General features: G+C 46.3%; 7 protein-coding genes and 1 pseudogene. 5 read left to right on the top strand and 3 right to left on the bottom strand.

The window, feature by feature from the left end:
• Positions 1 to 342, top strand: a pseudogene (locus tag JGK14_RS33490) (hypothetical protein); the annotation flags it as partial.
• Positions 343 to 761: 419 nt separating this feature from the next.
• On the opposite strand, the gene JGK14_RS33485 reads toward JGK14_RS33490, so the two are convergent.
• Positions 762 to 1853 carry an outer membrane protein gene (locus JGK14_RS33485; protein WP_293182972.1) on the bottom strand — a complete coding sequence of 364 codons (1092 nt, stop codon included), beginning with the start codon at positions 1851 to 1853 and terminating at the stop codon, positions 762 to 764.
• A gap of 1640 nt (positions 1854 to 3493) precedes the next feature.
• Between JGK14_RS33485 and JGK14_RS33480 the strand changes: the two genes are divergently transcribed.
• Complete coding sequence (locus JGK14_RS33480; protein WP_293182970.1) at positions 3494 to 4033, top strand: cyclic nucleotide-binding domain-containing protein; 540 nt, start codon at positions 3494 to 3496, stop codon at positions 4031 to 4033.
• Positions 4034 to 4181: 148 nt separating this feature from the next.
• On the opposite strand, the gene JGK14_RS33475 is transcribed toward JGK14_RS33480, so the two are convergent.
• Both JGK14_RS33475 and JGK14_RS33470 read right to left on the bottom strand, forming a co-directional pair.
• On the bottom strand, positions 4182 to 4457 hold the full coding sequence (locus tag JGK14_RS33475) for a hypothetical protein (RefSeq protein ID WP_293327976.1): 276 nt from the start codon (positions 4455 to 4457) through the stop codon (positions 4182 to 4184).
• Between the two features lie 231 nt (positions 4458 to 4688).
• Positions 4689 to 5549 (bottom strand): FAD-binding domain-containing protein, encoded by an 861-nt coding sequence (locus JGK14_RS33470; protein ID WP_293314372.1) that lies wholly within the window; start codon positions 5547 to 5549, stop codon positions 4689 to 4691.
• A gap of 206 nt (positions 5550 to 5755) precedes the next feature.
• Here JGK14_RS33470 and JGK14_RS33465 point away from each other — a divergent pair, with 206 nt between their 5' ends.
• From JGK14_RS33465 to JGK14_RS33455, 3 genes are all read left to right on the top strand, one after another.
• Positions 5756 to 6985, top strand: a complete 1230-nt coding sequence (locus tag JGK14_RS33465) for an RNA-guided endonuclease InsQ/TnpB family protein (RefSeq protein ID WP_293179512.1) — start codon at positions 5756 to 5758, stop codon at positions 6983 to 6985.
• Between the two features lie 157 nt (positions 6986 to 7142).
• Positions 7143 to 8318 (top strand): bifunctional diaminohydroxyphosphoribosylaminopyrimidine deaminase/5-amino-6-(5-phosphoribosylamino)uracil reductase RibD, encoded by a 1176-nt coding sequence (ribD, locus tag JGK14_RS33460; protein ID WP_293179515.1) that lies wholly within the window; start codon positions 7143 to 7145, stop codon positions 8316 to 8318.
• Between the two features lie 52 nt (positions 8319 to 8370).
• Positions 8371 to 8982, top strand: a complete 612-nt coding sequence (locus JGK14_RS33455) for a hypothetical protein (protein ID WP_293179518.1) — start codon at positions 8371 to 8373, stop codon at positions 8980 to 8982.
• Positions 8983 to 9545 lie beyond the last annotated feature (563 nt).

Below are 9545 nucleotides of genomic sequence, written 5' to 3'. Positions count from 1 at the left end.
GTAAGGCTAACACTGCATAATTTCAGCCCAAAAGCGTTTGGCTTCCAAGTTTTCACAACTGATAAAAAAATCCGACCCACATCTGCGGAATGTGGGCTAAAAGGACGGGGTTTTAAACCCAATTTCCTGATAACATTGATTACTTCAAATCTAAACCTTCCGATTTGCCGATATAGGACCATCTTGTTAGACAACGGCTATCACCCTGACAAGCTGACTCAAGCACTGTCAGCGATTTACCCTGAAATTATGACTAAGATTCAATTTGAACTGTCTGCCAAACCATCAAAAGCCGAAAAAGAAGCTTTCATGGCAATCTGGATTTGTGCCTGTTGTGGCTAGATGGGTCATCGAAAGATCAAATGGTTGGGTGGAAAGGTGTAAAAGCTTAGTCAAAAATTTTGACCGTACACTTAAACGTTCTAATGCCAAGCTTAAACTGTGTTTTATTAGGCTGATGATTAAAAGATTAGCTGCGACACCTGTCACCTAAAGATCTCAAATTGGTTCTATATAACCACTGAAACTAAGAGGGCCCAAGCCCAACAACGTCCGCGAATCTTTCGCTAGATCCGCTATATACAACTAAGTGTCCTCCAAATTGCCATGTCCTCCGATGGTAGAGAAAGGCTATTGCTGTGTCCTCCAAATTGCGATATCCTCGATTGCTTGAGATTTTCTACCATCAAAAAAGGTTGACTGTATTCCTACAGCCAACCCCGCGCTCATTTAATTGTTATGCGTTTGCTTAAACAGCAAAACTATCTGGCAATATTCGGGAACGTATAGCCAACACCTAGTAACAATCCCACGTCAGTTCCGTCGAGAAAACCAATATTCAGTCCTGCTGTGGCTGTAAAATTGCTCGACAGTGGCACATCTATACCTCCCGAAATCAGGAAGCCAAAATTACCGTCATCGCCGGTAGAAAATGCTACGCCAGCACCTAAATAAGGAGCAGCGGTAATCACAAAATCATCGCTGACTTCGACGGCCTCTCGGGATACAAAATCGTAGGTGACTGGAACTAGAACAGTTAGATTGTCGCGGAACAAAACACTCGGTCTCACCGAGAAATTGTTCGTCAAACCAATTTTGCTAAGAATCGCAAAAGAAGTGTCGCCTAGGGCTGAATCTCCGCCAAAACCGATGTTACCGCCAATACCAATGTAGCTGGGCCCTGAACGGGTAGCTCTGCCCGGTTTGACGGTTGTACCGCCCGGTTGAGCCAATATCTGAGGTTTGTCTGAGGCTGTTGCGGGATTCTGGGCAACTTTCGGTTGGTTCGTCAGGGCTGAGGCGGAAGTGCTGACAGGGTTGCTCAACACTTCTTGTGTTGTTTTGACTTCTTTTTCTTCCTTGGATGCTGTCAGTTCTGAATTAGGTCGATCGGCCACAATCTGGGATTTTTGCTGAATTTCAACGCTATTCTCAGCAATTTTCGCTGTTTCTGCCGATTTTTCGGTTTCAGCAGCAATGGATGTAGGTGTATTTTGCTCAGTTGCTGGGACAGCAATTTCCGATGTTGCTGCTGTGGATTCTGCCGGTGCTGCCGCAGATGCTTCCGAGTTGACTGCCGGTGCGGAGGCTGCTGGCTCTGCTGCTGGTGTTAGTTCGATCGAACTGATAGAATCAATTTTTGTATTGCTAGCTGTTATTTCGGCATCAGCTTTCACTGCTGAAGTTGCCGCCCGCGAGGAAATTTGGTCAATATTTTGAGTTGCCGCATTTGCGGTTGTAGCGATATCGGGCAAGTTGCCGGTTTCAGCTTTCGCTGACATGGTAGTGCAACAAACTGCTAAAGCTGCAAGATTTATTAACGCAAAAGTAGACTTGGAAAATAGACTATTCATCAGAAAAATGGGTTTGAAACCCCGTCCTTTTAGGACGGCTTTACATTTTAGTTTTAGGTTGGTGTTAGGGGTGGAATTACCGACCCCTAATCTATCTACCGCCGGGCGAACTACTAAATGCCGGGTGCTTTTGCTAGAGAGCACTTTCGCGCCTGACAATTACCGACTGACATTGTTTGTTCGCGATCGCATAACAAGTGGCGATAAGCCCATGTGTATATTTCCCTTCGCTACTGACTATCACAGAGGTTACAGATTAGGGAGGCGTCCAGTAACGTATGAATGGTGTACCACCACCAGATAGTTCAGTTTGGGTTTTTAGCCCGTAAGCTAGACACTGTTTTAGTCCTGAATTAAGAAGGTGGTAAACCTTCCTCTTTCAAGCCCCATGCCTTGATAGCTGGGGTTAGTGACAAGACACTCCTCATTGAATGGTGTGTTAAAAGTTTGACACTCCCTGGCGTGAACGCGCGGGGATTCTTGGTTCACAGACATACCTTAAAATTGTCCATCCTTTCGGCAATACTTAAACCAAAAACCCGTTCGATAGAACCTGTGTTTTGAGCCTAAGAAAGAGCAATCCCAGAGGGCTTATCTCCCCAAGCGAAGCGAGAGTCTCCTCTCTTGTTCCCGTGTGCCCCACGGTACGTTTAATCTTCAAGATTTTAGTTTTCTGGTCTGGGTTACGTTAGTTACCCTAGCTATGTTTTTCGTGGTGTTCGCCACCCACTAACTATTATTATTTCCCGACCAGTCGTTTGAGCTTGGTGTCTCATGTGTATCGGCGGTTATTCTACCTGTAGTATTACTCTACTATACCATCTTGAACAAGAAATTTAGATAATTAAATCCGTGCTAAAAGGACGGGGCTTTAGACCCAACTTTCTGGTAAGTGTTTGAGGGCTCTAGTCGAGACCTTTGCTGAAAAATGACACAAATATGAGTTGTGTTGTTCCTAGATTGGCACTTAACCCTCTTAGAGTCAACTCTCTCTGCTGATTAGATTCAAGAACCGAAGGCTAGTCGATCGACTAATTTTAATTTACAGTTCGACGATCTAAAAATCAATCCTAGGGGAGAGTTCACTCTTGATGGTGCTTATACCACTTTTGCTCAAAAAAAGCAACTGCAAACAACCTCGAAACCACGAGCTTCATCAGTCAGTCAGTCGATTTTAGATTTTAGATTTTAGATTTTAGATTTACTTGCAGCTTCTTGAATCTGGGAGCTGGAAGTCGATCGCGCGCGCAGAGCATTCTACAATGCTGTACATGAGGGCGCTGCACCCGCCCGCCACCACAGTGGAAAAATCCGGCTGCGTGAGGGCGCACCGGCTCGAAACGAATATCCAGCAAGGTTTGACAACTGTTTACTGTTTAGGGAATTCGGGGGTCTAAATTGGGGCAGTTGGGCGAGGGCGATCGGCTCCTGCACAGTCCCGGACAAGTCATGTAGAATATCATTGATCCTACAAACAGTCGTAGCTCGATCGTGTCAAAATTATTAGATATTATTCATTATTGTGGAAAATTCAATGTCTTAGTAAAGTTTAGCCTTCGCGATCGCTCAGTATCTGACGACCTAACAGCACGCAACTAAACAAGTAAAAAATAAAAAGTATCTGTTCTCAACCTGACTTTATGAGCAAAGTTCTAGTTATATTAGGCGAATTGAGCGATCGCGACATCGATTGGATGCTCGCCAACGGCAGCCGCACCACAGTCCCCCCCGGCACCACTCTCATCGTCGAAGGTCAACCCTTAGACGCACTGTACATAGTTCTGGATGGAACTTTGAGCGTTGCTGTATCATCTTTGGGCGACAAAGAAATTGGAAAAATCATCTGCGGCGAAGTGTTGGGCGAAATGTCTTTTGTAGACGGGAGGCTTCCTTCTGCTAGCGTCACGGCAATTGATGAATGCCTCATCCTGTCAATTCCGAGGCGGCTGCTAACTGAAAAACTAGAGCAAGACGTGCTGTTTTCCCTGCGATTTTATCGGGCGATTACTAAATTTCTGTCGTCGAGACTGCGGGGTACAGTCAAACGCTTCGGCGAAGATACTGATTATTTAATATATCAAGACCCCCACGACGATCGCGCGATCGGGCAAAATGTCGAAAATCCTGATTTGGCTCAATCTAGATTTGAATGGCTGTTGCAGCGTTTGAAGGAGACTTGAAGTCAGTTGACAGTTGACAGTTGACAGTTGACAGTTAACAGTTGACAGTTGACAGTTAACAGTCAGCAGTCATTAGTCATTAGTTAGTTGCTACAAATTCTCTTCGGATCGATGCCCGATGCCCGATGCCCGATGCCCAATTCCCCAATTAAAAAACATATTTTTCGGCAACGCGCCAATAGCGGGAAAAACGCTTCAAATCAATGTAGCCATCGTAGCGGACAAAAGGTTCGGGTGGCAAAACTTCTACTGGAAACTCCCTCCTAATTTCCCGGCAAATATCCTTAAACCGAGGGCTGGGACTTTCCGCTGTAACGATTTGATTCGCACCGGATTCTTTAGCAAAAGCGATAACTTCGGCAGCGACATCGCCGCGCCGAATAACTACCGGCAACTCTAGTAAACATTCATAAATAAACACCATTCGCTTGAGACTTAACTGCCATTCATCGATCAGTGCATCGTCCCAAACCCAGGGAATTGGGAATTGGGAATTGGGAATTGGGAATTGGGAATTGGGAATTGGGAATTGGGAATTGGGAATTGGGAATTGGGAATTGGGAATTGGGAATGTAAAAAAGTTGAATTATTTTTATTACTTCTTCCCTCTTCCTAATGTCAACTGTCAACTGTCAACTGTCAACTGTCAACTGACTTAATTTTTCCTTTTTTTCTGAGGGCGTTGCCAACTTTGAGAACCGCCCGTGCGATCGACCTTTTCGCCATTGGGAAACAACTTGCTCTCCAAATATTCGTAAGTTCCCTCAAAATCGCATTGTCCGTACAGAGGACAATCGCGACAATAAACTGACTTAGTGTAACGTTCCAGATTTTCCCGATTAAAAAAATAAGCCTTGTGACTAAAAGTGCTCGCTACCCACTGCCAAGAAAGATTGTTGCTTGCCGGATCTCCATCTAGCAAATGTTGCAAAAACCAGCGAGCTCCAGCTTGCCAGCGCACGCGGCGCCAGTGTACCAAATAACTAGCCATCCACATCCGCTGGTGGTTGTGCAAATAACCAGTTTCCCGCAACTCGCGGCTGAAGCTGTCGATGCACACTAAACCAGTCGTGCCCTCGACGACATCCTGCGGCAGAGTTTCGCTGTAATCTTTGCTAGTGTAACCAGTTTTGTATGGTTCCCGGTCTTCCCAAATCTTTTTGCCCAATTCGGCGTACAGCCGCTGCCAATAATCCCGCCAACCCAACTCGTTGACAAGTTTCACGGCATCTTCTGAATGCTGCACCTTGGCTAGTACGGCATCTCGGACTTCGGCAAGACTCAAAACGCCGTAGCGCAAATAGGGCGACAATCGCGTTACTGCACCGTTGAGAAAGTTACGGGTTGAGGAGTATTTGCTGGGATCGACTTGTTGCAGCAATGTCTCGGCTGCTTGGCGCCCGCCTGTGGTTGGGGGTACGTTGCTATCCCGGGCGGTGGTTTGGGGGAATTGTTCGCGCACGTAGGCTATTAATTCGTCGCGGCTGGCAAATTCCCGCTTCATGTCCTGACTCATGGTTTTTTGTTAAGCGCCTGCTATGGTTTTTTAACTTTTGAGGGGGTTTGGGGGAGCGATAAGTCCCACGCTGTACCCGTTGGGTCAGCGTTGGGATACATGGACTCCCCCAAGCAAATTTTATCCGGTCAATCCCGGTAAAATTTGCCAGCTAGATGGACTAATTTTATCAAGAATGTATATAATGCTAAAGAGAGGTAAAAACAATGCAGCATCAAGCCGTCAAAGTCAGACTGTATCCGACAACTGAACAACAAGAGATACTATCTCAGCACTTTGGATGCTCTCGCTGGTGGTGGAATCATGCACTCAACTTGTGCATTGAAACCTACAAAGCCACGGGTAAAGGCTTGACTCAAATTGCGTTGAACAAACTCCTACCAAATCTCAAAAAACAAGAAGAAACACAATGGTTGTCGGAGTGTTACTCTCAAGTTTTGCAAGCGACTACGCTCAAATTGGTAACTGCTTACAAGAACTTTTTTGAGTCGAGAGCTAAATACCCTAGATTCAAAGCCAAGAAAAATAGGCAATCAATCCAGTATCCGCAGTCAGTCAAAATTGTTGATGGTTTCCTCAAGTTTCCTGGTCGTGTCGGCATTGTTAAAGTCAAGTTACATCGACCGATTGAAGGAATTATCAAAACTGTAACAGTCAGCATGACCCCTTCAGGAAAATACTATGCCTCTGTGCTGACAGAACTCGAAGGAGACAAATTAGTTGCTCACACCGATGGAAAAGTTGCAGGAATTGACTTGGGATTGAAAGATTTTGCTGTTGTCAATGATGGTATCAAGACATCCAAATACCCGAATCCTAAGCATTTAGCAAAACATGAACGCAACCTGAAAAGAAAACAGCAAAAACTAGCCAGAAAGGAGAAAGGAAGCAGGTCGAGAGATCGAGCCAGGAAACTGGTTGCTAGGGTTCACGAACGAATCAGCAATGTCCGTCAAGACTACTTGCATAAGCTATCCAGAAAGCTTGTTGACGACAACCAAGTCATCGTAGTCGAAAACCTTCACGTTAAGGGCATGGTTCGCAACCACAAACTAGCTAAAGCAATTTCTGATGTAGGTTGGGGGATGTTTGTCAATTTCTTGCAGTACAAACTAGACCGTGAAGGTAAAGTGTTGGTAGAGATTGACCGATGGTTTCCTAGCTCGAAACTCTGTTCAAATTGCCACTATCAGGTGAATGAAATGCCATTAGACGTTAGGACATGGACTTGTCCTAGTTGCGGTACTCATCACGATAGGGACGGAAACGCCTCAATAAATATCAGAGCAGAAGGAATCAGAATGCTATCGGTCTTGGGAACCAGGACTGCTGCTGATGGAGGGGATGTGAGTCCGAAGCTGGGACGTAAGTCTAAGCTGACGCAATCCCCAATGAAGTCAGAAGCCCACGCTGTACCGAAGGTCAGCGTTGGGTAGTTCACAGCTATTTGTTTGGGCGTGTGGGGTCGATCGCCATTTTAATCGCCTTTCAATCCTGATACCGTAAAGTTTGGCTCAACAATCGATCGTCGCCCGTTCGCAAAAATTAGCATCAAACTTACTAAACTTAGGTTAGATATCAGAGCAAAATCTCATGGAAACTTTTGAGGCGGACGCTAAACCGATCGCCAACTTAGCTAATCGACAGCAGCAAGGTACAAAACAACTGGACAATAGCACAATTCAAGAGTTCGATCGAGCCATGATGCGCCGCTGCATAGAATTGGCCCGCCGCGCCCTCGGCAAAACCGCACCCAACCCCCTCGTCGGTTCCGTAGTTGTCCGAGACGGTAAGATTGTCGGCGAAGGGTTCCATCCCGGTGCCGGCCAACCTCACGCCGAAGTGTTTGCACTCCGGGAAGCGGGGGAACTTGCCGCCGGAGCGACTGTTTACGTGAACCTGGAACCCTGCAACCACTACGGTCGGACTCCTCCCTGTTCCGAAGCTTTAGTTAAGGCTAAGGTGGCAAAAGTAGTGGCTGGAATGGTCGATCCAAATCCATTGGTAGCTGGCACTGGGCTGGCTCGATTGCGGGATGCTGGCATTGAAGTGGTGGCGGGAGTGGAAGGGGAAGCTTGTCAGAAACTCAACGAGGCTTTCGTACACCGGATTTTGTACCGCCAGCCTTTCGGAATTTTGAAATATGCGATGACTTTAGACGGTAAAATTGCTACTACTACCGGTCACAGCGCTTGGGTGACAGGCGAGGAAGCTCGGAGCGAGGTACATCGGGTGCGTGCCGGCTGCGATGCGGTGATTGTTGGGGGAAATACGGTGCGTCTAGATAATCCGAAACTAACAAGCCACCAGCCTGACAGAAACAATCCCTTGCGGGTGGTGATGAGCCGCTCTCTGGATTTGCCGAAGTCGGCTTGGTTGTGGGAAACCTCCTCGGCGGCTACTTTGGTACTGACTGAGCCTGGGGTTAAGCCGGAATTTCAGGAATTTTTGATTGCCAAAGGGGTGGAAGTTGTGGAGTTGTCACCGCTGACACCGACTAATGTGATGACTTATTTGTACGATCGATCTTTTATGTCTGTACTGTGGGAGTGCGGTGGCACTTTGGCGGCTTCGGCAATTGCTGAAGGTGCAGTGCAGAAAATTATGGCTTTTATTGCTCCTAAAATTGTCGGCGGCCAAGGTGCTCCAACTCCTGTGGGAGATTTGGGCTTTTCAGCAATGACTGATGCTTTGACTTTAGAGCGGGTTTCTTGGCACGCGGTGGGTGCAGATTGTGTGGTGGAAGGCTATTTTAAAATTAAAGATTGAAAGTTAAAAGCGAGTCTTTTTAGTTTTAATTTTTAACTTTATAACTCCTTTTATGACTGAAATTCTGGTTTGGAGTTTGATGGTTGGTAGTCTCGGCTTGGAGGCTGGGATTCTGGGTGTCTTGGTGAGCCGCGAGCAATTGGCTGCGGGGCAAAAATGTGATGAGGAGGAGGAAGTTTTGACTCGGTACGAATCTCAAGAAGATAATTTGACTGCGCCTGAAAATGCGATCGCAAATGGCAATCCAAAATCCGATCGCAATCCTGATGATTTGACAGTTTGGGAGTACAAGATTGTCCGGGCTAGCAGCGATTTATTTCGCAATCCGGCGATTTTTCACAAGCTGTGTCGGGAAGAGGCGGAAGTTGGCTGGGTTTTGCTCGAAAAGCTCGATGACAGGCGGGTGCGGTTCAAACGTCCGATCGCGCTGAGGGATGCCCCGAGGTCTAATTTACCAACGTTTGACCCTTACCGCAGTCATTACGGCCCGATGTCCAATGCGATGACATGGGCAGTGGCGATCGTGTTTTTGAGTGCGATCGTCCTTCCTGCTGTTTTGGGCTATGCTTTGGTGTCGGCTACTCTCAGCAGAAGTCGCTCTAATTGGCCTCCGACACCGATTCAATCTGTGCCTTCTCCCGGCGGCCCAACAACTAATAATTGAAACTTTGGGGAATTGAGAATTGGTAATTGGTAATTGGTAATTGGGAAGCTTGTTTTATAGCAAGTCTAAATCATTTGTGAACCAGATTTGTTCAACGAACCGCGAAGGCGCGAAGTTCGCGTTCGGCGAAGCCGTTCCCGAAGGGTAGGAAGATAAGAAAAGAGTGTGTGTTCGCTTGATGGATTTAGGATTGCTATAGGGTGCATCTGGTTTTGGCAAGGGCGAAGCATTTCGGCACATAATTTATCAGTGAGAATCAGAGATTTACTGCCGAAATGCTTCGCCCCTACGAGTATATTTTCAAAAATGAGATGCACCCGGCTAAGGTACGTAGTTGCGCTTCAGCGCTCTTTCCGGCGTTGCTGATTTGATGTAGGAAAATTATTTCCTATGATACTGAAACCTCTGTAAAGACGTAACAATGCTACGTCTCTACATTTCAATTCATACTTAAATTCAGCAATGCGCTCTTTCCTAATATTATAAAGAGCGCTAAAGCGCAACTACGTACCTAATACGTTAATTTGATTTTAATACCAATTTTTCAAAAGAATGCAACAGTA

The organism is Microcoleus sp. PH2017_28_MFU_U_A, from assembly GCF_020738035.1.
GTDB lineage: Bacteria > Cyanobacteriota > Cyanobacteriia > Cyanobacteriales > Microcoleaceae > Microcoleus.
The sequence above is the reverse complement of the archived record's forward strand: the minus strand, read 5'-3'. Positions and strand labels throughout refer to the sequence as shown.

Bases quoted from the DNA above. Each gene is read 5' to 3' on its own strand.
- JGK14_RS33455 (WP_293179518.1), top strand. From the start codon at position 8,371: ATGACTGAAATTCTGGTTTGGAGTTTGATGGTTGGTAGTCTCGGCTTG.
- JGK14_RS33485 (WP_293182972.1), bottom strand. From the start codon at position 1,853: ATGAATAGTCTATTTTCCAAGTCTACTTTTGCGTTAATAAATCTTGCA.
- ribD (WP_293179515.1), top strand. From the start codon at position 7,143: ATGGAAACTTTTGAGGCGGACGCTAAACCGATCGCCAACTTAGCTAAT.
- JGK14_RS33465 (WP_293179512.1), top strand. From the start codon at position 5,756: ATGCAGCATCAAGCCGTCAAAGTCAGACTGTATCCGACAACTGAACAA.
- JGK14_RS33480 (WP_293182970.1), top strand. From the start codon at position 3,494: ATGAGCAAAGTTCTAGTTATATTAGGCGAATTGAGCGATCGCGACATC.
- JGK14_RS33470 (WP_293314372.1), bottom strand. From the start codon at position 5,549: ATGAGTCAGGACATGAAGCGGGAATTTGCCAGCCGCGACGAATTAATA.
- JGK14_RS33475 (WP_293327976.1), bottom strand. From the start codon at position 4,457: ATGGTGTTTATTTATGAATGTTTACTAGAGTTGCCGGTAGTTATTCGG.